Origin of the sequence: Oxobacter pfennigii, from assembly GCF_001317355.1 — a bacterium.
Lineage (GTDB): Bacteria > Bacillota > Clostridia > Clostridiales > Oxobacteraceae > Oxobacter > Oxobacter pfennigii.
Map to the genome: position 1 here is coordinate 140,039 of NZ_LKET01000051.1, position 24,436 is coordinate 164,474.

A 24,436-nucleotide genomic window follows, 5' to 3' on the forward strand; every position below is an offset into this window, starting at 1 on the left:
TTCTCGCTTTTTTATTTAGATTAACTTCTTATAATATTCGTATCTGTCTTTTGCATCCTTTTCAGCCTTTGCAAATAAAGCTTCGGCTGCATCGGGGAATTCCTTAAGAAGGGATGAATAACGAACTTCACCCATAAGGAAGTCTCTGAAAGATGCTGTTGGTTCTTTGCTATCAAAGCTGAAGGGGTTTTTGCCCTCTTCGGTCAAATTGGGATTATATCTGTAAAGATGCCAGTATCCCGATTCAACAGCTTTCTTTTCTTCTTCTATGCTCTTGCCCATACCTACCTTTAATCCGTGGTTGATACATGGAGCATAGGCAATTACAATTGAAGGGCCGTCATAGGCTTCGGCTTCGGCCAATGCCTTTATGGTCTGGTTCATGTTTGCACCCATTGCAACCTGTGCAACATATACGTACCCATATGTCATGGCAATGGCGCCTAAATCCTTCTTCTTGACCTTTTTGCCCGAAGCTGCGAATTTAGCAATGGCAGCTGTAGGTGTGGATTTTGATGACTGTCCGCCGGTATTTGAATAGACTTCGGTATCAAATACAAGTATATTGACATTTTCACCGGAAGCTAATACATGGTCCAATCCACCGTAGCCGATATCGTATGCCCAGCCGTCTCCGCCGAATATCCACTGGGATTTCTTTACTAAATAATCTTTCTTATCCATTATCTCTTTTATAACGTTTAAATCTTTATATTTTTCAAGCAACGGAAGCAGTTTTTTTGTCGCTGCCTTTGATTCCAATCCATTGTTCACCCCTGACAGCCATTCGTTTAATGCAGCCTTTAATTCATCGGATACATTAAGGTTTAAGGCTTCTTTTGCAAGGTCAGCGAGCCTTTCTCTCATCTGCTTGACGCCTAAGAACATTCCGTATCCGTATTCGGCATTGTCTTCAAACAATGAGTTCGCCCAGGCCGGGCCTTTGCCTTCTGCATTTACGGTATAAGGAGTTGAAGGTGCGCTGGCTCCCCATATGGAGGAACAGCCTGTAGCGTTTGCTATCATCATCCTGTCTCCGAATAACTGGGTTACAAGCTTGGCATAGGGAGTCTCACCGCAACCGGCACAAGCACCTGAGAATTCCAACAGCGGCTTTACAAACTGGCTTCCTTTAACGGTTCCAACCTCGGCCACTTTTTCCTTTGCCTTAACAGTCATTGCAAAATCCCAATTGCTGCCCTGAACCTCCGCCTGTTCTTCAAGGGGCTTTAAGACAAGGGCTTTTTGCTTTGCAGGACATACATTGGCACAACTTCCGCAGCCGGCGCAATCAAGGGGACTTACCTGAATTCTGAACTGCAGTCCCTTCTCCTTTAATCCCTTAGCTTCGATGGTTTCAAAGTCCTTTGGTGCCCTTGAAGCTTCATCAGCATCTAAAAGGAAAGGCCTTATGGCTGCATGAGGACATACATAGGAGCACTGGTTGCACTGTATGCAGTTATCCTTATCCCAGCAGGGGACATCCACTGCAATACCGCGTTTTTCATAGGCTGATGTTCCCATTGGGAAATGCCCGTCTTCTCTTCCGACAAAAGCGCTTACAGGCAGTTTGTCGCCTTCCTGTCTGTTCATTGGAATAACTACGTCTTTAATAAATGCTGGAATTTCTTTTGCTGCAGCTGCTTCGTCAACTGCAGCGCTATTTACCCAAGATTGAGGTACATCTATTTTAGTAAGTGCATTAACGCCAAGATCAATGGCTTGATGGTTCATTTTAACTACATTGTCACCTTTTTTGCCGTACATTTTTACAACGTCGTTTTTCATATGCTGCAGCGCTTCATCAACAGGTATAACATTGGCAAGCTTAAAGAAGGCAGATTGCATTATCATGTTTATCCTTCCGCCAAGACCTACTTCTGAAGCAATTTTTACAGCATTAAGCGTATAGAAGTTTATATCATTTTGAGCTATGAATTTTTTCATGTATGAAGGAAGCTTTTCCTCTAATTCCTCGGGTGTCCAGATTGTATTTAAGAGGAATATGCCGCCTTTTTTAAGGCCTTCCAAAACATTATAGTTATACACGTAAGACTGGTTATGGCAGGCTATGAAATCCGCCTGATTAATAAGATAAGGAGATTTGATTTCCTTACTTCCGAATCTTAAGTGGGATATGGTGACACCGCCGGATTTTTTTGAATCATAGGCAAAATATGCCTGTGCATACATGTCGGTATTGTCGCCTATTATTTTTATGGCGCTTTTGTTTGCGCCGACAGTGCCGTCGGAGCCAAGTCCCCAGAATTTGCACTGTATTGTGCCTGCCGGAGTTGTATTTATATTATCACCTACAGGTAATGAGAGGTTGGTAACGTCATCAACTATGCCTACAGTGAATCTGTTTTTAGGAGCTTTTTCTTTTAAATTTTCAAATATAGAAATTACCTGGGCAGGAGTTGTATCCTTTGAACCTAAGCCGTAGCGTCCGCCTACAATAACGGGTTTTACATCGTGGTCAAAGAATAATGTGCGGACATCTTCATATAAGGGTTCGCCTAATGAGCCGGGCTCTTTGCATCTGTCCAAAACAGCTATTTTCTTTACCGACTTTGGAAGGACATTGAAGAAATACTTAGCTGAGAAAGGCCTGTATAGATGTACTTTTAATACTCCCACCTTTTCTCCCTTTGCCATTAAATAATCTATGACCTCTTCAATTGTATCGCATACCGAACCCATGGCAACTATGATGTTTTCAGCATCTGGATCTCCGTAATAATTGAAGGGATGATATTCCCTTCCTGTGATCTTTTGAATTTCTCTCATATAGTTTTCAACTATGTCGGGTATTGCGTCATAGAATTTATTTGAGGCTTCCTTTGCTTGGAAGAATATATCAGGATTTTGTGCTGTTCCTTTTACCACGGGATGCTCAGGGTTTATTGATCTGCTCCTGAAATCATTCAATGCATCATAATCAATGAGCCTTTTTAAGTCTTCATAATCCATGGTCTCGATTTTTTGTATTTCATGGGAAGTCCTGAATCCGTCAAAAAAATGCAAAAATGGAACCTTTGCCTTAATAGCTGCAAGATGAGCTATACCGCCTATATCTATAACTTCCTGCACACTGCCGGACGCAAGAAGTGCAAAACCTGTCTGTCTGCATGCCATAACGTCTGAGTGGTCACCAAAGATGGACAAGGCATGTCCAGCGACGGCACGGGCACTTACGTGAAATACCCCGGGAAGCAGCTCGCCTGCTATTTTATACATATTGGGTATCATTAATAAAAGACCTTGTGATGCCGTAAATGTCGTAGTTAATGCGCCCGCCGATAATGAACCGTGAACAGCTCCTGCCGCTCCTGCCTCGGACTGCATCTCAACAACCTTTACAGTCTGACCGAATACATTTTTCTTTCCATGAGCTGACCAATCATCCACATTTTCAGCCATGTTTGAAGACGGGGTTATAGGATATATAGCAGCTACATCAGTAAATGCATATGCTACGTGAGAAGCTGCCCCATTACCGTCCATTGACTTCATGACTTTTGCCATATAAACTCTCCTCCCAAATTCCATTTTAGTTTGTATCCCTACATAAGGGTACAATATGTACAATTTTACACTTTATCTCGGTACATTATATCACAAACCAAGTTTAGAATGTATACCTCAGTTTGAAGATATCAAAATAGTATTATAACAGTACATATTTTTATATAACAGAGGCTAGGATGTTGGGGATGGTTCATCAAAAGTTAAGGTTTAAACAACAGTTTGGAGTGAACCGTCCCTTTTCTCCGTCTTTATATCAGATAGGATATACATGCTGTGGCTAAGCCTAAGAAGAAGAAAAAGCCTAGAACGTCGGTGGCGGTGGTGACGAATACTGACGATGCCAATGCCGGGTCTATGTTCAGTTTTTTCAATGCCATGGGCACCATGAAACCGGCAAAGGTGGCTACTGTCATGTTAAGAAGCATGGCACATCCGATTACCAGGCCAAACACGGCATTGCCCTCCCAGAAATAGCCTAAAAGGGAGGCAGCTATGCCTACGGAAACACCCATGCTTATACCTACCATAATTTCTTTTATGAGCACCCGTACTGAATTTTCATAGGTCAACTCTCCCAGTGCAATTCCCCTTACAATCAATGTGAGAGTCTGGGTTCCCGTGTTGCCCCCCATTCCTGCCACAATGGGCATGAATGCAGCTAAAGTAACTACTTTATTTATGGTTCCTTCAAATAAACTGACTGTGTATGCCGCCAAAAGGGCAGTACAAAGATTGACAAAAAGCCAGGGCAGCCTCTTTTTTACCGATTCAGAAACAGAACCGGTAACTATCTCGCCTTCCTGAAGACCTGCCAGGCGGTAAATATCCTCGGTATTCTCATCCCTCAATACCTCCATGATATCGTCTACAGTGATTATTCCAAGCATCACATCATTTTCATCCACGACAGGCATAGTCATAAAACCATACTTTTCAAAGAGATGGCCTGCCTCCTCCTGGTCCATTGTGACAGGCACTCTTATGATATTCTCATGCATAATCTCGGAAACTTTTACGTCAAACCTGTTTATTACTATATCCCTTAAGGACACAACACCTTTTAAATGCTCCTCCTCATCAACTACATATATATAATAAGCCGTCTCAGCATCGGGGGCTTCTTTTTGTAGATAGCTCAAAGTCTCGCCTATTGTCATGGCCTCCTTTACGGATATAAACTCCGTAGCCATTATACCGCCGGCGGAATCCGATTCATAGCTTAAAAGTTCCTTAACCTCCAATGCTTCTTCATCATCTATCTTATCCAATATATCCAGAGCCTCGTCGGGAGTCACCGAACCAAGCAGGTCTACCAATTCGTCAGAGGACATTTCATTTATAACCAGTTCCTTATTTTCCTCAGGAAGAAGGTTTAAAAGCTCAACCTTTTCCTCATCCTCCGCCTGGTCTACCAGGTTTACCAGCATTTCTTCAGGAAGCTTCTTTAAAATTTCGGATTTATCACCACCATATTGCCTTATGACATCCAGCAAATCTTCAGGATGGACGTCTTCTAATAATAAAGCGATTTCTTCCCTTGAGGATTTAAGTAAAATTTCAATTAGTTCATCTTCAGCAATTTCAAATGGCATATTATACCTCCTCAGCTAAAGAGGCATAATCTAACATCAGCTATGAATGATTCCTGCCTCTTCATTATTATTTATTTTTTTAAATTTATTATGACTAGGGCCTGAATCCATTCACATACCACCTCGCAAATATAAAAAAAGCCCTTTAGCTCAAAACTAAGGGCTAAATATGACTATTTAGATTATAATACTTTAGGTCAGCTTAAGCAATGACATTATTGCTCCATATATTGCCGATGCTCCATTGCCTATTATCAAGTCAGAAAAGGGCGAAAGTATAAATATCATGAGTATAATATATCCGTACTTTTCTGCCGTGTAAACAAACCTGAAAACATGATAGGGGAGCAGATTGGATAAAATATGAAACCCGTCTAAAGGCGGTATGGGTATCAGATTAAAGATAAACAGTATACAGTTTATCCATACTATCCTGTACAAAATTATATATAATATGCTTGTATTCAAGGAGTTTAAAGCATCTTCTATGACCATCATGTTAAATAACCAAATCATTGCAGCAAAGACAACTGCTACAAAAAGATTGGCGAAGGGGCCGGCTGCCGAAACTATGATATCCTTTTTTCTTATATCTCCCTGATAGTGGGAGGGACTTGTTTGAACCGGCTTTGCCCACCCGAATCCGGCAAACAAAAACATTAAAAGCCCCCATAAATCTATATGAGCAAAGGGGTTCAATGTAAGCCTTCCTTGCCTTTCGGGAGTAGGGTCCCCGAATTTATTAGCCCAGTATGCATGGGCGAACTCATGAAAGGTCAAGCCTATGAGTATAGCCGGCAGGGTCAGTATCCCGCTTAGCAGTCTATCCATTAAATAAGCATTATCAAACATTGTAAACCTCCTGATGATCACCTCCGGCTTATTACCGGAATTATTGTTTATCCATTTTTATATTTAACTTTTTCAGTTCCGGCTCCCTTTTCATATAATTCTTTATCAGCTACTCCGCTTATTAAATCTATATAGGCAGTGACAGAATTCAGCATGCTTCAATTTAAAATTATATTTCCAATATTATTGATTTCAAAAATAAATTCTTATTTTAGCTTTGCTTTATCAAAGCCTTGTAATACATTATGAATTCTATACTGTATGTACAGACTAAAGTTGTGCTGTAGTCAATAAAAGTTTATAAGGCGATATCAGAAAAAAATTCCCTAAACACCAGTCTGAGGGAACTTAAAATTGTTAAATAAAATTAATTTTATTTGTGTTCATAAACATATGCTGACCATATATATTCATTGATATAACTGACATACGAAACCTTAGTTATTTATGATAGGTTTCCCCGGAAATAATTTTAAAGCCTCTGTATATCTGCTCTAACAAAATAAGTCTCATTAATTGATGAGGAAAGGTCATTTTGGAAAAGGACAGCTTCATGTCGCATTTACTTATTATGCCCTCCGACAGCCCAAGAGAGCCTCCGATAATAAATGCTATGCTGCTTGTGCCCTTAATTCTCAGATCTTCAATTGTTTTTGCAAATTCCTCCGACGACAGCATCTTTCCTTCTATGTAAAGAGCAATTTTATATGTATTGTCCTTTAAATATTTGTCTATTGCGTCTCCCTCTTTACTTTTTACCAGCAAAGCTTCCCTCTGGCTTAAATTATCGGGAGCTTTTTCATCATTTATCTCTATTATATCAAGCCTGCAAAACCTTGACAGCCTTTTTGAATACTCGTTTATGCCGTCTTTTAAATATTTTTCCTTTAATTTTCCTACAGTAATTATAGTGATGTTCAAAGTAATACCTTCTTAAAACTAAAAATCATTTAAAGTTGCTGGGTGACAAAGGCCCAGATATATCCACACTGCCCGATAAGGTATCCTTCTTTTCATTGTCAAACATCAGCTGAACCTTTTTAATCTCCGACAGCTGGCACATAGTTTTGACAATGCCCTCCACAATGCTTTTCTCCTGCTCTTCTGTAACATCAATCTTATTTAATATATCTCCGCTGAAGTTTATATACCCTACGCCGTCTCTTATGCTGAAGCTTAAAACCTTTGTATCCTCCGGCAAAAGAGGCTTGAGGGAGCTCTTTATAGCCGGTCCCTTTATGAATTCATTTAAGAGAACGGCTCCTAATAGCTCGTCTCTTTTAACCGATCTGGTCTCTGCCTTTGTGGATTTTAAATCCGGGCTGCCAAAATAAAGCTCAAACTCCACCACATCGACGTTGCTTTCACTGGGAAGATATGCATTTTTAATCTGCATTTCCTTCTTTTCGGTATTTTTTTTAAACATAGAACAACTGCTTAATAAAAAAACCATTGCAATGCATAATGTAATGACAATTACATTGCTGAATTTTCTCATTAAGATCACCTCTTTTAAATTAATATATTAATCTATATTTCAAAGAACGTGCCTACAGTATCTCTATGTGCTATATCTATTTTCAAATCACGGTCTGCGTTTACTTTATTGTCCTCCAATACCGAAAGCACAGTCTTTAATGCAAGCTCGGGATAATTATTCTGCTGGCTTAAATGGCCTAAGATTATGGTCATGAATTTATTTCCCATAAGCTTTAATATGGACTCTCCCGCATCATCATTTGATAAATGCCCTATATCACTTAATATTCGTCTCTTTAATATATAAGGGTAGGGTCCGAATTTCAACATCTCCGTATCATGGTTGGATTCCAGCAACAAAAGGTCGGAATTCTTTATGTTGTTAAATACGTTTGTACTCATATGTCCTATATCCGTTGCTATGCTTACCTTTTTTCCATCTTTAAAAAAGCTGTATCCAACGGGATCCACGGCATCATGAGGTGTTTTATAGGATTTAACGTTTATATCCCCTATTTCAAATTCCCCTTCCGAATCTATAACCCTCATGTTCTCTTCCTTTACTTTACCGATAATACCGCCCATTTCCTTCCATGTATTAGTATTAGCATAAATTGGTATATTAAACATTCTTGACAATACGCCTGCTCCCTTAGTATGGTCCACATGCTCGTGGGTTATAAGCAAGGCTTGTATATCTTTTGGAGATACCCCTATCTCCCCTAAAGATTTGACTATTTTCTTTCCGCTAAGGCCTGCATCTATTAAAATGTGGGTCCTATCGGAACCTATGTACAGACAGTTTCCGCTGCTGCCGCTGAATAGTGAACAAAACCACATTATGTCCCCTCCTGTACCTTTTATTATATAATTAAGAAAGCTATTTTACAAATTAAATCCTGATTTTTAGTCCTAATATATTAATAAAACTTCCATTTTAAGCTGCTAGTCACTATAATAATTACATAAACTATGAAAGAAGAGCCTTTATTTTTAAAAATATAACCTAAACAGGAGGTTATCATGAAGGAAATACATATAGATACCATAACAAGTGAAGTTGAAAAGCTATGCATAGATGCCTGCTGCAATATAGGTGATGACGTATATAATTCTTTGAAAAAAGCCATGGATATGGAAGAATCCCCTTCAGGATTGGGAATTTTGCACCAGCTCATTGAAAATATAGAAATTTCAAGAAGAGATGTCACTCCCATTTGCCAGGATACCGGCATGGCAGTATTTTTTTTGGAATTGGGACAGGATATACACATTACCAGCGGCTATCTTTATGATGCGATAAATGAAGGCGTAAGAAGGGGCTATACCAAGGGTTATTTGAGAAAATCCGTAGTCTTATCCGGCATAGACAGAATAAATACCATGGACAACACCCCCGCTATCATACATACTTCTATTGTCCCCGGGGATAAGCTTAAAATTACCTTTGCCCCGAAGGGCTTTGGAAGCGAAAATATGAGTGCAATTAAAATGTTAAAGCCCTCGGACGGAATCAAAGGTATTAAAGATTTTGTCTTTGAAACTGTAAATAATGCAGGCTCCAATCCATGTCCGCCCATAATTCTTGGTATAGGATTGGGAGGTACTTTTGAAAAATGTGCGTTGCTCTCAAAGCAAGCCCTTTTGAGGAATTTGGATGAAGAAAATCCCGATCCCAATCTAGCTTTATTGGAAAAGGAAATATTGAATGAGGTAAACAATTTAGGAATAGGGCCTCAGGGCCTTGGCGGCAGAGTTACCTGCCTTGGTGTAAGTATATTGTCCTACCCCACTCATATTGCCGGAATGCCGGTGGCAGTCAATATACAATGCCATGCCTCAAGGCACAAAGAAATAATATTATAGGAGGAATTAAAATGGCACAGCATATATTAAGCTCCCCTTTTGATTATGATTTGTCCTCCGTTAATATTGGAGACAGCGTACTCTTAAAAGGTTACATATATACCGGAAGGGATGCCGCCCACAAAAGGCTTTATGAACTTGCTTCAGAGAACAAACCCCTTCCTGTGGAATTAAAAAATCAGGCCATATATTACGTTGGACCCTGTCCTGCAAAGCCGGGGCACATAATCGGCCCCTGCGGCCCCACTACCAGCGGAAGGGTGGACAAATATACCCCTCTTCTTCTTGATATGGGACTAAAGGTTATGATAGGGAAGGGCTTTCGCTCAAAGGAAGTTGTAGATGCAATGATCAAAAACAGCTCCATTTATCTCGCCGCCGTTGGGGGCGCAGGATCACTCATAGCAAAATGCGTTAAGGAATCCTCCGTTGTGGCCTTTGAGGATTTAGGCACAGAAGCCATATACAGGCTTTATGTTGAGAACCTCCCCACAATTGTAGCCATTGATACAAAGGGCAATAATTTATATGTAGAAGGCATAAAGAAATACAAAAGGTAGTGCAGCCGCACTACCTTAATTTTAATCTTCTTCCCCTTCGGATTTTATTCTTTTTATGTTAGCCCCCAGGGAATTTAATTTTTCTTCTATATATTCATATCCTCTGTCTATATGCTTTATGTCGCTTATTTCGGTATTCCCTTCAGCTATAAGGCCGGCTATCATGAGAGCGGCTCCCGCTCTTAAATCGCTGGCTTTTACCGATGCTCCCGATAATCTGTCTATACCGTCTATAATGGCTGCCCTACCCTCTACCTTTATATTGGCACCCATGCGTTTTAATTCGTCAACATGCTTGAATCTGGCTTCATATATACTCTCGGTTACAATACTTCTTCCTTCAGCAACTGAAAGTACGGCAGTCATGGGCTGCTGCAAATCCGTAGGAAATCCGGGATAAGGCAGGGTTTTTAAATTTATTCCCCTTGACTTTTTCACGCCTCTGACTCTTATATTATCCAAGTCCTCTAAAACTTCCACGCCCATTTCCATGAGCTTAGCCGTGATGGACTCTAAGTGCTTGGGAATTACATTTTCTATGGTTACGTCGCCGCCTGTTGCCGCTGCGGCTATCATGAAAGTGCCTGCTTCTATCTGATCAGGTATAACGCTGTATGTACATCCTTTTAATTCCCTGACACCTTTAATTTTGATTACATCAGTTCCTGCACCTCTTATATTTGCCCCCATACTGTTTAGAAAATTGGCTACATCTACTATATGAGGCTCTTTGGCAGCGTTTTCTATCTCCGTTGTTCCTTCTGCCCTGCAGGCTGCAAGCATTATGTTAATGGTGGCTCCCACGCTTACCACATCCAGATATATAGAAGTGCCTACAAGCCTGTCGGCATATACCTTGATAATGCCATGCTCAGTTTTAACCTTTGCCCCTAATGCCTGAAAGCCTTTTATATGCTGATCAATAGGCCGTACACCTATATTGCAGCCTCCGGGGTAAATAACTTCTGCATGTCCAAACTTCCCCAGCATGGCTCCAAGAAGATAGTATGATGCCCTCATTTTTTTGACGTTTTCAGATATTGCTTTATATGTAGTAATACCTTTGCTATCTATTGACAACGTCTGGTTGTCGCTCTCATCCACCTTGCCGCCTAATTCCTTGATTATTTCGGCAAGAACTTTTACATCATTTATATTAGGTAAATTGTCTATTGTGCAAATGCTGTCATCAGCCATTATGGCAGCCGGAAGCAGTGCTACCGCAGCGTTCTTTGCACCACCAATTACAATTCTTCCCTGTAATTGATTTCCGCCTTCTATCAGAAATTTCTCCAATTCTTTCACCCGTCCTCACAAAATATGAACAAAAACTGAACTTCCCCTAATATCCCGTTAACTATTATATCACTCTTTATCAATGTTTTTAATAGCCTTATTACAATAATAATATAGCATATTTTAACATCTGTATAAAAAATATTATTATTGAATTCTATAATATATATTATAGGAAAAATTAATATTATCTATGTTATAATGAATCAAGGATTCATTTCCCATGAAAATTGCCCTGCAACAAAAGTAAGGAGTGATATCTTGGATTTTAAACAAATTGAGGCATTTATAAACGTGGCAAAATATAGAAGTTTTTCCAAGGCTGCTGAGGCCGTATTTCTTTCACAGCCAACAATAAGCACTCATATTAATTCCTTAGAGAACGAGCTTGATGTTGTGCTTTTTGACAGATACGGCAAAGATGTTCAGCTGACTCCCGCAGGCATACTCTTTTATGACTACGCGATAAATATGTATAATACCAGAAACCAGGCTTTTCAATCCATCGCCGAGTTTTATAAAAAAATAGAAGGCGAGTTGTTTCTTGCCTCCAGCACCACCCCCACCCGCTCCGTGCTGCCCGAAATCATGGGAGGCTTCACAAAAAAATTTCCCCAGGTCAATTACAGAATTTCCGAAATGAGCTCTAATGATGTCATATCAAGCCTTTTACGCTCTGAGGCTGAACTTGGTATAGTGGGTAAAGTCATAGATAATGACCGCCTTATATATTACGAGCTTACAGATGACAATCTTGTACTTATAACACCTGCAACTGAAAAATATGCCAAGATAAAGGATGACAGCGTAGAATTGAAGAGCATACTGACAGAAAAATTCATTTTAAGAGAAAAAAATTCCGCCACCCGGCAGATATTCGAATCTGCCCTTGAAAATAACGGGTTAAGCATTGCAAAATTAAATGTATTATCAACAGTAAACGGCATAGATACCGCCCTGCAGCTTGTCAAATATGGCTTAGGAGTCACAGTATTATCTAAAGATGCGGCAAAGGAATATGTTGATTACGGCATGGTAAAGAGTTTCTTTATTAAGGAGCTCCCCTTATTAAGAAAGATTTATCTTGTAAAATGCGAGAAGCGGACTTTATCTCCTCAAGCTAAAGCTTTTGAGGCCTTTACCCTGTCCTTATACAACTCTTGAGCAAAAAAAGGGTAACCTTTTTAAATTAAAATCATATAATGATAGTACCACCCAAAGTTCAGGAGTGTATAATACATGCTTTTCTTCAGTCATAAGAAGCTGGACCCCATAGTAAAATTAAAATTAAAGGAAAAGACAGAGAGGACTCTGCCTGTGATAGTCATATTCAAATCTTCCCTTACTAAAGGATTTATCACCAGCCTCATAAAAAATAAAGGCAAAATTAAACACGAACTGGGTTTTATGAATGCCATAGCAGCCCAGCTCACCTTGGATACCATAGATAGGCTCTCCGAACTTCCCGAGGTATTCTCAATAAGCTATGACAGAAAAGCCCGTGTGACTTTGGATAAGACTATTAATTATGTAGGTATAACCAACTCCAATCCTTACAATTTAACTGGCAGAAATGTAACTGCCGCCATCATAGATACAGGAGTATATCCTCATGCAGACCTCCTCCGGCCTGTAAAGGCCGTCACTTATTTTAAAGATATGGTAAATTCTATCAATGAATGGTATGATGACAACGGCCATGGCACCTTTATGTGCGGATTGATTTCAGGCAGCGGAAGCATGTCCGACGGGAAATATAAAGGTATAGCACCGGGCTGCCGCCTGATCATGATAAAAGCCTTCAACAGCGTGGGAGAAGGCTCCTTTTCGGATATTTTATCATCTATGGGATGGGTTGTAGAAAACAGGGAAAGGTACAATATAAAGCTTTTATGCCTGCCATTCGGCGCAGATGTGATCGTACCCCATACTGAGGATCCGTTGTGCTTAGGAGCCAAAGCCGCCTCGGATACAGGGATAATTGTCATAACTTCAGCCGGAAACAAAGGCCCGGCAAACGACAGCATAACTACTCCGGGGATCGAGCCTTCCTCTGTAACTGTAGGCTGCTGTAATTGCAGGGATTCAAATATCAGAAACTGGTCCATTTCGGACTTTTCCGGAAGGGGCAGCAAAAAAGAAAGAGATACCAAGCCTGATATCACAGCACCTGGATTTGGAATAACATCCCTAGCATCAAACAGTAATTTTATACCCGCAGGGGACAGGAGAATTTCTCCTCCCTCTCCTGAAATTCCCTATGGCTCTGTAACTGGAACCTCAGCTTCTGCTGCAGTTGCCACAGGATGCATAGCTCTCTATCTTGAGAAGTCTCCTAATCTGACCTCTAAGGATCTAAAGGGAATATTAAAGCTTTCCTGCCAGACCATAAACGATATGAAGAATGCCCAGGGCTATGGAGTTATAAATATGAAAAAGCTTTTAAATGAGTGAAAGGTGCCAATTGGCACCTTTATTTAGTCTAAGTAATTCATCGGATTTTTAGCAGTTCCGTTTTGTCTTATTTCAAAGTGTACATGGGGCCCTGTTGTAAAACCGGTCATTCCCACAGCAGCAATTTTCTGACCCTTAGTCACGGTGTCTCCCTTGCTCACGTATAATTTGCTGCAATGACCATAATATGTAGTATATCCATTGCCATGATCTATAGTTACAAGCAGCCCGTAATCATAATAACGCTGAGCCAATGTTACCGTACCTCCGTCAGAGGCATAAATACCACTTCCAATTGGCGCTGCTATATCTATTCCCTTATGGTAACCTCCGCTTCTTGAACCAAAACCGGAAGTTAACGTACCATTCAATGGCCATAAAAATTGCCCCGAGCCCACAAGGGCTTTTGTCCCTCTGGACATGACGCGAATTGCAGGCTCTTTAATAACGGCAGTGCTTAATACGTTGCTTACAACTTCCTTGCCGTTTAATTTTGTTATCTCTTTAACCACTTGCTTGATGCCGTTTTTGCCGGCCTCCTTTACCTCTGTTTGTCCACGATAAAGGGTGCTATCATCTATGTATTTTGTAGTATAGGGTATTTTTTCATCGTATTGTGCTTTAACTGTGGTTTCAATATCTATATAAGGCTCGCTGACAGCGAGATTTATAGTCTGTCCTATCTGCAGCTTTTCTAAGTCAATCCCCGGGTTCAATGCCGCAATTTCATCCATGCTTATATTGTTGTTTCTGGATATCCTCCACATGGAGTCCCCTGATTTTACTTCATATTTTATTGTAAGGCCTTTTCCGGCAATTAAAAAATCAATCATTGCCTGTGTATCCATCACCTTGGACTTATCACCTTCAACCTGCTTTAGGCCTATCTCATCCTTTATGGATATATTTAAAACCTCTACACCCGTACTTTCTTCCTGTTCTTTGTTGTAAGCTTTTATTCCTTCTACTACGGCGTTATAAGATTCTTCGCTATCTACATAACCAACCTCTTCTCCATTTATAGTAACTGCATAAAAGGTTGCTATTTCCTCAATTTCCTGTAATGTATTAAGATTGACAATAACGTCATTGGAGCTTAGATATGTTACAGGCTTGTCTACATTATTATGGCTGTAAAGATATACGCATGAAGTTATCAACACTACTCCTAGAGTACATGCAACAGCTCTTTTAACATCCAGAATTTTTTCTTTATGCTCTGTGCTGTTATCAATCATTTGCATCCCTCCTTTTTTCATCACATGGTTACATTAATAATATACCTTATAGCTTGTTAAAAATCAAACCTTTTTACTTTTAACTCCCAGTTCGACTTTAAATTATGTTATTTTTACTCATATATTTGCATAAAAGTGACGGGGAGCGATTTTATAACATTCACCTTTTATTGTTACCACTTTGTTAATTTGCTATAATTATATGAAGAAAGTTTTTTCTTTAATGATGTAGTTCTTAAAAAAAATTGCAATTGGATATATATATAAGGCAATTTCACATTGCTGCAATCATTGCTTTTTGCATTGTAAAAATCAGAGAGGGAACGTGGTACTTAAAAATGGCAAACTACATATTTACTGCACAGATGAGACAATCAGGGGTAACTCCTATACCCAATATTTTTATCGATGAATATATGGCAAATGCCGACGGCAACTTCGTAAAGGTGTATCTTTGCGGATTTATTGAAGCAATAAACGGAAATAAGGTATCCGGCGACTTCATATCCCAAAAGCTTGAGCTTTTGGAAAGCGATATAATTAAGGCCTGGGAATACTGGGAATCAAAGGGCCTGGTTAATATCAAAAAATCCTCCGGGGAATTACAGATTGAGTTTTTAAATATTTATGACGTATTCTATAGCAATAAATCATCCGTAAGTATGGCAGCAACTTATTCACCCGAGGACATACGTTCAAGAATGGACAATGCAAAAATAAAGGATATGTTTCAAAATATTGAAAAGTCCTTAGGGCGCACCATGTCTGCCAAGGAAATTTCCATGTATTTGAGCTGGCTGGATGATTATTCATTTTCTCCCGAGGTGATAACGCTCTTAATTGAATACTGCAAATCCAAAAAGAAAGTGGATTCCAGGTATTTTGAGAAAGTGGCCATAGCCTGGCACGATGCCAATATAGCATCTGTTGAAGACGCCCAAAAATACATAACTCAGCACGAAGAAAAATATAATAAGTACCGCCTGATTTTAGACTTTTTAGGCCTCAAGGAGCACGATTTGATGAAGCCCCAGGAAGAATTCTTAGATAAATGGTTCAGCAACTGGAACTTCAGCCTAGAGCTGGTTTTGGAGGCCTGCAAAATTTGCTCATTGAGAATAAATGAGCCTAATTTCAGCTATATAGACGGTATACTTTCCAACTGGTCAAAGCAGGGAATAAAGACCTTAAGAGAGGTTGAGACTGCGGATTCCAAGAAGAAGTCCAAAAACATGAAGTTCAAAGCTCCTGTAAATACCTTTAACAGCTACGATCAGCGCTCATATGATATAAAGGAATTGGAAAAGAAACTCTTGGGCATAGAAGAGGTGACGCCTGATGAATAATAAATACATAACCGAAATATTCAATGATTACGATAAAAAAAGGGCTTATGCTGAGGAAGCTGCAAAGCTTAGAAAGCAGGATATTTATAAAAAAATCCCCCGCATCCAGGCAATAGACAACGAGCTCTCCATGGTGGGAATAGAAATTGCCCGGAGCATTTTTAAAAAGGATGCGCCAATTGATGTGCTTTTAGAAAATTTAAAGCAAAAAACCATAGATTTAAAGATGGAAAAAGGGGAGCTACTGTCGCAGAACAATCTTTCCATGAATTATGATTCACCGATTTTTGAATGTAATGAATGCCAGGATACTGGCTATAAAGGTTCGGAGAAGTGCCGCTGCTTGAAGCAGAGGATAATAAATGTATTGTATGATCAGTCAAATTTAAAGAGCCTTCTTCCCAAAGAGAATTTTGAAACCTTTGTATTTGATTACTACTCCCAGAACAGATTTGAGGATGAGCCCCTTACTCCAAGAAAGAACATGGAGCGAATATTTGCGGCCTGTATAAACTTCGTTCAGGACTTTGACAAAAACGATGAAAATCTCTTTTTTTATGGTAAATCAGGCCTTGGCAAAACTTTTCTTTCAAGCTGCATAGCAAAGGATTTGATCGATAAAGGGAAGCTTGTTGTGTACCAGACGGCTTCAAACCTTATGGAGATATTAAAGACAGGCATGTTTGACTCTAGCAATGAGCTTGCAAAGGATAAGGTAGACAATATATATGAATGCGATTTACTTATAATAGATGATTTAGGTACCGAATACATAACGGAATTTACACAAATGGAGCTTTACAATATAATAAACAAAAGGCTTTTATCAGGCAAAAAGACCTTGATATCCACGAATTTTTCCCTGGATAACATATATAATACATATGCAGAGCGCATAACCTCAAGAATTTTCGGCCATTTCTCGGTATATAAGTTTTACGGAGAGGATATAAGATTCAAGACTGCGGAACTTAAGAGAAGGAAGGCAAAAATAAAATAAACAGCTCACATGAGCTGTTTATTTTATTTACAATTTGGAGCTGGCTAAAGGAATTGAACCTTCAACCTGCTGATTACAAGTCAGCTGCTCTGCCAATTGAGCTAAGCCAGCAATAATTGGCGACCCAGAAGGGGCTCGAACCCTCGACCTCCGGCGTGACAGGCCGGCACTCTAACCAACTGAGCTACTAGGCCGCATATGGTGGGAACAATAGGGCTCGAACCTATGACCCTCTGCTTGTAAGGCAGATGCTCTCCCAGCTGAGCTATGCTCCCATATGTGGTGACCCCTAGGGGACTCGAACCCCTGTTACCGCCGTGAAAGGGCGGTGTCTTAACCGCTTGACCAAGGGGCCATGACTTATTTATTGCTTCCTTCGTCAAGGCACTTTTATATAATACAAGAAATTATCATTGCTGTCAACACATTAAATTAACTTTTTCTTATGGCACTTTTTGGTATATAAAAACCCTTAACCCAGTGAAAATCTACGGTTATAATATATTATTAAAGGCGGCACATCGGCCGCCTTATATCTATACAGTTATTGTATGGTCTCTTCCCGGTCCTACGGAAACTATCGATATCTTAGTCTCTGCAAATTCTTCTATTCTCTTTAAATACTTCTTTGCATTTTCCGGAAGGTCATCATAGCTTCTGGCATTCTCAATGGATTCATCCCAACCGTCGAATTCTTCATATACCGGTTTGCATTTAGCAAGTATCTCTAGGCTTGCAGGAAAGTAATCAATTACCTTGCCGTCGAGCTCATATCCTACGCACACCTTAATCTTTTTAAGTCCTGCAAGGGTATCTATTTTAGTTACGGCAATGTCTGTGATGCTGGAAAGCCTGGTTGCATATTTCAATATGACTAAATCCAGCCAGCCGCATCTCCTTGCTCTTCCTGTAGTAGTGCCGTATTCCTTGCCCTTTTCCCTTATTCCGTCGCCTATTTCATCGAATAATTCTGTTGGAAAGGGACCCTTTCCTACCCTTGTGGTGTATGCCTTGCACACGCCTACCACTTTGTCAATGGCCTTAGGTCCTACCCCTGCGCCTACACACACTCCCCCGGATATTGGGTGGGAGGATGTAACGTAAGGATAAGTTCCGTAATCTATATCAAGCAGAGTGCCCTGGGCGCCTTCGAACAATACCTTGCTGCCCTTTTTAATCTCATTGTGAAGGACATCGGTGGTATCCTTTACATAAGGCCTCATTCTGTCAGCAAAAATCAGGTATTCATCTATTATCTGCTGCTTGTTTAATGCCTTTTCATTGTATATTTTGGTTATAATAGCGTTTTTAAAATCTATATTATCCCCTGCCAGCTTGACGAAGGTATCTTTATTTAAAAAGTCGCAGACCCTAATTCCGGTTCTTTCGAATTTATCCGTATAGCAAGGACCGATACCTTTTTTAGTGGTACCTATGTCTGAATCTCCCCTGCCTTCTTCAGCAAGGCCGTCCAATACCTTGTGATAAGGCATTATAATATGAGCCCTGTCGCTTATGCAGAGATTATCCACCTTGACTCCCAAATTCTCCAGATATTCGATTTCTTCAAAAAGAGCCTGGGGGTCTATTATAACTCCGTCTCCTATGATGTTTAAAGTTTCAGGGTACAATACTCCCGATGGTATAAGGTGAAGCTTATACTGCCTTCCCCCCGTTTCCACCGTATGGCCGGCGTTATTACCGCCCTGGTATCTTACAACCACCTGTGCATGCTCTGCAAGATAATCCGTTATTTTTCCCTTTCCTTCATCGCCCCATTGAGCACCTATAACTACTGTTCCTGACATTTGCGCCACTCCTTTGCTTTTTCATCTTAACCCAAAATTTTATTTTTTAACTTGTCGGCCAATATCCTGCCTACATAAACACCGCTTGCCGAAGCTTGAGACAGCGAGTGGGTCACTCCCGAACTGTCTCCCAATATATATAAGCCTTTGATGTCGGTTTCTAAGTTGTTATCCACTTCCACCCTGGAGTTATAAAATTTAACTTCCACTCCATATAATAATGTATCTTCATTTGCCGTACCCGGAGCTATCTTATCCAATGCATAAATCATTTCAATTATATTATCCAGCTGCCTTTTTGGTATAACCAGGCTCAAATCTCCCGGCGTAGCACTTAAAGTAGGCTTTGTAAAGCTCTTTTCCATCCTTCTATCATTGGTTCTGCGGCCCTTGACCAAATCTCCGAACCTCTGCACCAGCACTCCGCCGCCCAGCATATTGCTTAATTTTGCTATGGATTCACCATATTCATTGCTGTTCTTGAAAGGCTCCGTGAAGCTGTTGGATACCAAAAGCGCAAAATTGGTGTTTTGTGTATGCAGACTTTCATCGGAATAGCTGTGGCCGTTAACTGTTACAATACCGTTGGTATTTTCCGAGACCACCACGCCATGGGGATTCATGCAAAAAGTTCTTACCAGATCGTTATATTTTTCTGTCCTATAAACTATTTTGCTTTCATAAACATCCTGGGTTATGTGCTCAAAAACCTCTGCCGGAAGCTCAACCCGGACTCCTATGTCCACCCTGTTTCTCTCTGTCTTTATTCCTAATTTATCGCAAATTTTTGATATCCACTTTGAACCTGAACGGCCGGTGGCCAAAATTAAATTCTCGCCATAATATTCGCCATTTTTAGTCTTAACTATAAACTCATTATCTATTTTCTCTATATCTGAAACTTCGCAGTTAAATACAAAGTTTACCTTGTCTTTAAGATAGTTATACATATTGGTAAGGATTATCACATTCCTGTCGGTACCAAAATGCCTTACCTTGGCGTCAAGTAAGTGCAGGTCGTATTTTAAAGCCTTGGTTTTTAAATCGGTGCTGGCCGTCGAATACAGCTTTGCACCGGCACCGCCCATGCTGCAAAGAACTTCATCCACATAATCCATAAGGTCTAAGGCTTCCTTGCCTCCTACATATTTGTGCAAATCTCCGCCAAAATGGTTTGTTATGTTGTATTTGCCGTCAGATAAACTGCCGGCTCCTCCAAAACCGTTTACAATGCTGCACACGCTGCAGTGTATGCAGGATTTTACCTTCACATTATCTATGGGGCACCTTCTCATATCAAGTACATGGCCTTTTTCTATGACGGTAATCTTTGCCTCAGGATTTATCTTAACCAATTCATAGGCGGAAAAAACGCCGCTTGCTCCTGCTCCTACTATTATAATTTCAGATTTCATATCCATACCTCCAGACCTTTCGAAGCATTACGTTTTGCATGATTCATAAATCATACATTCTGTATTATTTCCAAAGTTTTAAGAAACTCCCTCCATATATTAAAGCTGCTTCTAAAACCATAAAAAGAGCACACTGGCCCTTATATATATTAGCAGAACTGTATTGCATAGTCAACTCGAAATACGAATATTATTATATATTGTCATAATAATATTCGCTTATTTCTGAACATAAACCCGGTTATTTTGATAATTATTTCACTGAATTGTCAAGTTTTTTACCTTATATGCCTGTATTTACTATGTCTTCTTTTTAATTAACTGGGTAAAATATTAACATCACAAATAAGAATTATAGCATTAATACACTGTAAAGATTAATTTTCCTAATCTTAAACTATGCCTGTTTTAACATTAAGTTGTATTTTGATATACCTTTTGCTAAAATTTTTTTAAGAAGTTATATAACGGGGTGAATATACCATGAATATTCCTAATTTACTTACAACATTGCGTTTCATACTGGTTCCCGTTTTTTTATTTGTCTTTTTTTCTGATTTACCCAATGCAGCTTTTATTTCTTCCATGATTTTTATATTTGCCGGCTTTACGGATATACTGGACGGATACATAGCCCGGAAATTCAATATGGTGACAAAATGGGGCACCTTACTTGATCCCCTTGCGGATAAGCTGATGGCTTTGACTGTGCTCATAAGCCTTACTATCAAGGATATTATCCCTTTTTGGGTTCCTTTTATAATAGGTATAAAAGAGGGACTTATGGTTATAGGCGGCCTTATATTATTGAAAAAAGGTACTTATGTTTCGGCAGCCTCCCACGGCAAAATGGCTACAGTGTTTTTTTACATTTCTGTGCTTACACTGGAATTTATCAATAGACCCTTAGGCCTTATATTCATGTATATAACAGTGTTTGCAGCCCTCTTTGCGCTGTATCAATATCTTTTCAGCTTTAAAAAAGCAGGGCAAAAAACTTAAAAGAGACAATCGAAAGGGACACTTCTCCTGACGGAGAGGTGTCCCCACTTATTTAATCAAAGCTCTTAAACTATCTTACTTCCAACTGTTCCTGCCATTGCCTCCCGTTCCGTAACCAAAGCCTTGCTGGCCGTAGGAATTCTTCACTGATTTGCTCTGAGCTGAGACTGTGTCAGCTTTGCTGTCTTTGCCTCTGGCGTCTTCCTTCTTATTTTCGGCCTTTGGGGTTGGCACAGCCCACGGGTTGTACTGCGTTCCCAAATTTCCGTACTGCTGATTGCTTTTATCAGTTGATTTCTTAGCCGACTTTTCATCTTTTACTATTACATTTACTCCCAAATCAGGAGTGTTAGACTTTTTATTATCTTCTGTCTTTGATTCAGGCTTTGATGCCGGCGTAATCCATGGGTTATATGGAGCCACCCAGTTACCGTACTGCTGATTTTTCTTATCGGTTGATTTCTTAGCCAGCTTTTCATCCTTTACTATTATATCGACCTTAAGGTCGGGAGCTTTTACTTTTTCTTTATCATCTTCGGCAGCTGTCACATCCGTGTTATCCGGCTGTACAATGTTTGAGGCCGCATATGGGTTATATACGTATGGATTGAACTGCGGTATCTGCATCATCGGCATATAACCGGCAACATATGGATTCACCCACCGTCCTAACTGTTCCTTCTGATATTCATATAATTTATTGCCTTTGCTGTATTTAGCCATCCATTTTTCATAATCTGCTTTACGCTGGTCGCATAATTTCTTCCTTACTTCTTCCTGCAAACTGATTATGATTACTTTGATATTTTCTGCTTTTAATTCAGCTTCTTCAACTGATTCTTCAGTATTTTTCGCTGTTTCCTCCGTTGAATCCTCTCCTGCAGGAGTTTCAGCATCGGCTGTTATCTCTTCTGATTCACTGGATTCCATATCGGTTATTTTAATGTTGATTTCTTCGATTTTAGCCTCAATCTTGTCTTTGATATCCTTCTTTGCATTCCATGACTCATTCTTTGCAATCAAGGAGTTCCCCAGGGTTATCGTAGCTGCTTCATAGGATAGCTGTGCTGCTTCAACCAAAGCCTCATCACCGGACTTTGAAGCCTGACTCAAGTTCAATAATGATTCTGCCACTTCCTTTTTAGCTTCGATGTATTCTTTTTTCTTAGCGACGAATTCCTTTACGGCTTCAGTCTGTATTGATTGCTTTACAAGAATCATTGTGATTTCTGTCTTTGCGTTTTCGGGAAGCTTTTCTAAAACCGATGCCAAAACGTCAATGCTGTTCTTCTGAAGCTCTATGTTCTTTTCAAGGATTGCATCCAGTATTTCATTAAGCGTTTCATTTTTATCCTCAGCAGGGGTAACTGTCGGAGTTTCTGCCTTAGCTGTTGTTACGTCAGAAGCTGCAGTAGTTTCTGCTGCCGTGCTGCCAGCCGAAGTATTCTCGGCTGCTCCATTATCTGCTGAGGTATTTTGTGAAGCAGTGTCATCAGTCTCTGCAGTGTTTGCTGCAGCAACTTCTGTTCCTGTTTTTTCAGCTGCCTCAGCCTGTGCCGCATCTTCCTGGCTTGCTTCATCTACTGCTGTCTGAACTGTTTGGTTTATCTTGTTCATTGTTTCTATATAATCCTTTGTCACTTGCTCTGCCTTTTCTGCATTGCCTTTTTCTATCATTACCTGAGCTTCTGCAAGTCTTTCTCCTGCAATGCCTGTAAGAAGCTGCGCTTCTTTAACTAAGTCACTAATCAAAGCTAAATGTATATCTTCCGCAGCCCTCTCCACCGGATATATCATGCTATCCGGAGTTATGCCTGCGGCAGCCTTTAAAGTACCGCTTTCTGCTGCTGATGCTCCATTAAATACCGATGTTGACAAAAAGACTGCCGTTAATAGTAGCGATAATTTTCTCTTCATTTTTACCTCCAAATAATTGTGTCTTAAGTATTATTACAGGATATCCTATAAAAAACTGCTTACTTGTGCTGCTCTTTGTACTTATTCGGACAAGCATCTGGTTTTGGAGGGGCATCAAAAGAAAAATGCAAAATTGTTTAAATGCATATAATAGTTTAAAATGGATATATGCAATTTTAATAACCTGCAGAAAGAAGGGATTTTATTGAGCAAGTTAAACACATCCGCCACTTTTAAAGCTACTTTTTTCGCAATTTTATTAGTGCCGATTCATATATTCGGAAGTATATTGATAGCACTCTTAGGCCATTATTTAAATTTTAACCTTGATATAGTATCCTCGCTACTCATATCCCAGTTTGGTTTTCTTTTGCTTCCCGTAATAGTATATTTTTTAATAACAAAAGATCCGGTAAGAAAAACCTTGCGTCTGGAACTTATGAGCCTGCCCGATATATTAAGGGTACTTGCCATAACATTTTTAATACAGCCTCTTATTATGGGTATTTCGGGCTTAGGAAGCCTTTTCTTCCCCAATTATCTTGTAAATTTTACGGCTGAAATAAACAGCAGCGTATCTTTTCCCTTTTTACTGATGCTGACAGCCCTTTTTCCCGCCCTCTTTGAAGAGTTTTGTATGAGAGGCATTGTACTGTCAGGCTACAGGGGAAAAAAGTTGTGGATTGCTGCATGCATTAACGGCCTTTTGTTTGCCGTGCTTCATCTTAATATTCAGCAGGGACTATATGCCTTTGTATTAGGTTTCATTTTTGTTTATCTCGTGGATGCTGCAAATTCAATATTTGCTTCAATTACTTCCCATTTTGCCATAAATGCATCCCAGATGACTCTATTGCACCTTACTTCAAAAAACCTTGAAGAGGCGGGCCAGAGCCTGGCAAATGTTCAGGCCAACTCTTCAAAGGAGTCCTTGATAGCAAGTATTGTTTTACTTTTAGTTTTAGGCAGCATCACTTCTATCTTTGCCTATCGAATATATAAAGGCCTTAAAAAAAATAATTCTGTCATATAAAAAATCAGCACCTCCTTAAAGGTGCTGATTTTTTTATATCATTTATT

19 protein-coding genes and 4 tRNA genes are annotated in these 24,436 nt (G+C 39.8%); 8 read left to right on the top strand and 15 right to left on the bottom strand.

Annotation, left to right across the window (positions count from 1 at the left end):
- Window positions 1-15: 15 nt before the first annotated feature.
- From nifJ to OXPF_RS17885, 6 genes are all read right to left on the bottom strand, one after another.
- Window positions 16-3,528, bottom strand: coding sequence for a pyruvate:ferredoxin (flavodoxin) oxidoreductase (gene nifJ, locus OXPF_RS17860; protein WP_054876584.1), 3,513 nt, complete (start codon window positions 3,526-3,528; stop codon window positions 16-18).
- Window positions 3,529-3,779: 251 nt separating this feature from the next.
- Window positions 3,780-5,123 carry a magnesium transporter gene (gene mgtE, locus OXPF_RS17865; protein ID WP_054876585.1) on the bottom strand — a complete coding sequence of 448 codons (1,344 nt, stop codon included), beginning with the start codon at window positions 5,121-5,123 and terminating at the stop codon, window positions 3,780-3,782.
- A gap of 192 nt (window positions 5,124-5,315) precedes the next feature.
- Window positions 5,316-5,975: a site-2 protease family protein gene (locus OXPF_RS17870; RefSeq protein ID WP_083480029.1), complete on the bottom strand. Its 660-nt coding sequence runs from the start codon at window positions 5,973-5,975 to the stop codon at window positions 5,316-5,318.
- 441 nt (window positions 5,976-6,416) lie between these two features.
- Complete coding sequence (gene rlmH / locus OXPF_RS17875; protein WP_054876586.1) at window positions 6,417-6,896, bottom strand: 23S rRNA (pseudouridine(1915)-N(3))-methyltransferase RlmH; 480 nt, start codon at window positions 6,894-6,896, stop codon at window positions 6,417-6,419.
- A 25-nt stretch (window positions 6,897-6,921) separates the two neighbouring features.
- Window positions 6,922-7,473, bottom strand: coding sequence for a GerMN domain-containing protein (locus tag OXPF_RS17880; RefSeq protein WP_054876587.1), 552 nt, complete (start codon window positions 7,471-7,473; stop codon window positions 6,922-6,924).
- Window positions 7,474-7,505: 32 nt separating this feature from the next.
- On the bottom strand, window positions 7,506-8,294 hold the full coding sequence (locus OXPF_RS17885) for an MBL fold metallo-hydrolase (protein ID WP_054876588.1): 789 nt from the start codon (window positions 8,292-8,294) through the stop codon (window positions 7,506-7,508).
- 183 nt (window positions 8,295-8,477) lie between these two features.
- Between OXPF_RS17885 and OXPF_RS17890 the strand changes: the two genes are divergently transcribed.
- Window positions 8,478-9,320: a fumarate hydratase gene (locus OXPF_RS17890; RefSeq protein ID WP_054876589.1), complete on the top strand. Its 843-nt coding sequence runs from the start codon at window positions 8,478-8,480 to the stop codon at window positions 9,318-9,320.
- A gap of 11 nt (window positions 9,321-9,331) precedes the next feature.
- Window positions 9,332-9,880 carry a Fe-S-containing hydro-lyase gene (locus tag OXPF_RS17895; protein ID WP_054876590.1) on the top strand — a complete coding sequence of 183 codons (549 nt, stop codon included), beginning with the start codon at window positions 9,332-9,334 and terminating at the stop codon, window positions 9,878-9,880.
- A gap of 21 nt (window positions 9,881-9,901) precedes the next feature.
- On the opposite strand, the gene OXPF_RS17900 is transcribed toward OXPF_RS17895, so the two are convergent.
- Window positions 9,902-11,176 (bottom strand): UDP-N-acetylglucosamine 1-carboxyvinyltransferase, encoded by a 1,275-nt coding sequence (locus tag OXPF_RS17900; protein WP_054876709.1) that lies wholly within the window; start codon window positions 11,174-11,176, stop codon window positions 9,902-9,904.
- A 261-nt stretch (window positions 11,177-11,437) separates the two neighbouring features.
- Between OXPF_RS17900 and OXPF_RS17905 the strand changes: the two genes are divergently transcribed.
- Both OXPF_RS17905 and OXPF_RS17910 read left to right on the top strand, forming a co-directional pair.
- Window positions 11,438-12,340 carry a selenium metabolism-associated LysR family transcriptional regulator gene (locus tag OXPF_RS17905; protein ID WP_054876591.1) on the top strand — a complete coding sequence of 301 codons (903 nt, stop codon included), beginning with the start codon at window positions 11,438-11,440 and terminating at the stop codon, window positions 12,338-12,340.
- Window positions 12,341-12,415: 75 nt separating this feature from the next.
- Window positions 12,416-13,630, top strand: a complete 1,215-nt coding sequence (locus OXPF_RS17910) for a S8 family peptidase (protein ID WP_054876592.1) — start codon at window positions 12,416-12,418, stop codon at window positions 13,628-13,630.
- 23 nt (window positions 13,631-13,653) lie between these two features.
- Here OXPF_RS17910 and OXPF_RS17915 read toward each other — a convergent pair whose 3' ends face one another.
- Window positions 13,654-14,868 (bottom strand): M23 family metallopeptidase, encoded by a 1,215-nt coding sequence (locus OXPF_RS17915; RefSeq protein ID WP_054876593.1) that lies wholly within the window; start codon window positions 14,866-14,868, stop codon window positions 13,654-13,656.
- Window positions 14,869-15,119: 251 nt separating this feature from the next.
- Between OXPF_RS17915 and OXPF_RS17920 the strand changes: the two genes are divergently transcribed.
- The gene (locus OXPF_RS17920; RefSeq protein ID WP_160317263.1) at window positions 15,120-16,214 is read left to right on the top strand and encodes a DnaD domain protein; all 1,095 of its coding nucleotides are present in this window, start codon (window positions 15,120-15,122) and stop codon (window positions 16,212-16,214) included.
- Complete coding sequence (locus OXPF_RS17925; protein ID WP_054876595.1) at window positions 16,207-17,214, top strand: ATP-binding protein; 1,008 nt, start codon at window positions 16,207-16,209, stop codon at window positions 17,212-17,214. The genes OXPF_RS17920 and OXPF_RS17925 overlap by 8 nt, the downstream gene beginning before the upstream one ends.
- Before the next feature lie 35 nt (window positions 17,215-17,249).
- On the opposite strand, the gene OXPF_RS17930 is transcribed toward OXPF_RS17925, so the two are convergent.
- From OXPF_RS17930 to OXPF_RS17955, 6 genes are all read right to left on the bottom strand, one after another.
- A tRNA-Thr gene (locus tag OXPF_RS17930) sits at window positions 17,250-17,325 on the bottom strand.
- Window positions 17,326-17,331: 6 nt separating this feature from the next.
- Window positions 17,332-17,408, bottom strand: a tRNA-Asp gene (locus OXPF_RS17935).
- 5 nt (window positions 17,409-17,413) lie between these two features.
- Window positions 17,414-17,489: transfer RNA gene (locus OXPF_RS17940), tRNA-Val, on the bottom strand.
- A 5-nt stretch (window positions 17,490-17,494) separates the two neighbouring features.
- Window positions 17,495-17,569: transfer RNA gene (locus tag OXPF_RS17945), tRNA-Glu, on the bottom strand.
- Window positions 17,570-17,750: 181 nt separating this feature from the next.
- Window positions 17,751-19,022 carry an adenylosuccinate synthase gene (locus OXPF_RS17950; RefSeq protein WP_054876596.1) on the bottom strand — a complete coding sequence of 424 codons (1,272 nt, stop codon included), beginning with the start codon at window positions 19,020-19,022 and terminating at the stop codon, window positions 17,751-17,753.
- A 26-nt stretch (window positions 19,023-19,048) separates the two neighbouring features.
- The gene (locus tag OXPF_RS17955) at window positions 19,049-20,437 is read right to left on the bottom strand and encodes an NAD(P)/FAD-dependent oxidoreductase (protein ID WP_054876597.1); all 1,389 of its coding nucleotides are present in this window, start codon (window positions 20,435-20,437) and stop codon (window positions 19,049-19,051) included.
- 483 nt (window positions 20,438-20,920) lie between these two features.
- Between OXPF_RS17955 and pgsA the strand changes: the two genes are divergently transcribed.
- A complete protein-coding gene (gene pgsA, locus OXPF_RS17960; protein WP_054876598.1) occupies window positions 20,921-21,439 on the top strand; it encodes a CDP-diacylglycerol--glycerol-3-phosphate 3-phosphatidyltransferase in 519 nt (172 codons plus the stop codon).
- 75 nt (window positions 21,440-21,514) lie between these two features.
- Here pgsA and OXPF_RS17965 read toward each other — a convergent pair whose 3' ends face one another.
- Window positions 21,515-23,356 (bottom strand): DUF5667 domain-containing protein, encoded by a 1,842-nt coding sequence (locus OXPF_RS17965; RefSeq protein ID WP_054876599.1) that lies wholly within the window; start codon window positions 23,354-23,356, stop codon window positions 21,515-21,517.
- Between the two features lie 205 nt (window positions 23,357-23,561).
- On the opposite strand from OXPF_RS17965, the gene OXPF_RS17970 reads away from it, so the two are divergent.
- On the top strand, window positions 23,562-24,389 hold the full coding sequence (locus tag OXPF_RS17970; protein WP_054876600.1) for a CPBP family intramembrane glutamic endopeptidase: 828 nt from the start codon (window positions 23,562-23,564) through the stop codon (window positions 24,387-24,389).
- Window positions 24,390-24,436 lie beyond the last annotated feature (47 nt).

What these genes read in the sequence shown, in the direction of transcription:
- mgtE (WP_054876585.1), bottom strand. Translation starts at nt 5,123, where the DNA reads ATGCCATTTGAAATTGCTGAAGATGAACTAATTGAAATTTTACTTAAA.
- OXPF_RS17895 (WP_054876590.1), top strand. Translation starts at nt 9,332, where the DNA reads ATGGCACAGCATATATTAAGCTCCCCTTTTGATTATGATTTGTCCTCC.
- OXPF_RS17885 (WP_054876588.1), bottom strand. Translation starts at nt 8,294, where the DNA reads ATGTGGTTTTGTTCACTATTCAGCGGCAGCAGCGGAAACTGTCTGTAC.
- OXPF_RS17890 (WP_054876589.1), top strand. Translation starts at nt 8,478, where the DNA reads ATGAAGGAAATACATATAGATACCATAACAAGTGAAGTTGAAAAGCTA.
- OXPF_RS17880 (WP_054876587.1), bottom strand. Translation starts at nt 7,473, where the DNA reads ATGAGAAAATTCAGCAATGTAATTGTCATTACATTATGCATTGCAATG.
- OXPF_RS17955 (WP_054876597.1), bottom strand. Translation starts at nt 20,437, where the DNA reads ATGAAATCTGAAATTATAATAGTAGGAGCAGGAGCAAGCGGCGTTTTT.
- pgsA (WP_054876598.1), top strand. Translation starts at nt 20,921, where the DNA reads ATGAATATTCCTAATTTACTTACAACATTGCGTTTCATACTGGTTCCC.
- OXPF_RS17965 (WP_054876599.1), bottom strand. Translation starts at nt 23,356, where the DNA reads ATGAAGAGAAAATTATCGCTACTATTAACGGCAGTCTTTTTGTCAACA.
- OXPF_RS17910 (WP_054876592.1), top strand. Translation starts at nt 12,416, where the DNA reads ATGCTTTTCTTCAGTCATAAGAAGCTGGACCCCATAGTAAAATTAAAA.
- OXPF_RS17950 (WP_054876596.1), bottom strand. Translation starts at nt 19,022, where the DNA reads ATGTCAGGAACAGTAGTTATAGGTGCTCAATGGGGCGATGAAGGAAAG.
- OXPF_RS17870 (WP_083480029.1), bottom strand. Translation starts at nt 5,975, where the DNA reads ATGTTTGATAATGCTTATTTAATGGATAGACTGCTAAGCGGGATACTG.
- OXPF_RS17925 (WP_054876595.1), top strand. Translation starts at nt 16,207, where the DNA reads ATGAATAATAAATACATAACCGAAATATTCAATGATTACGATAAAAAA.
- OXPF_RS17915 (WP_054876593.1), bottom strand. Translation starts at nt 14,868, where the DNA reads ATGATTGATAACAGCACAGAGCATAAAGAAAAAATTCTGGATGTTAAA.
- nifJ (WP_054876584.1), bottom strand. Translation starts at nt 3,528, where the DNA reads ATGGCAAAAGTCATGAAGTCAATGGACGGTAATGGGGCAGCTTCTCAC.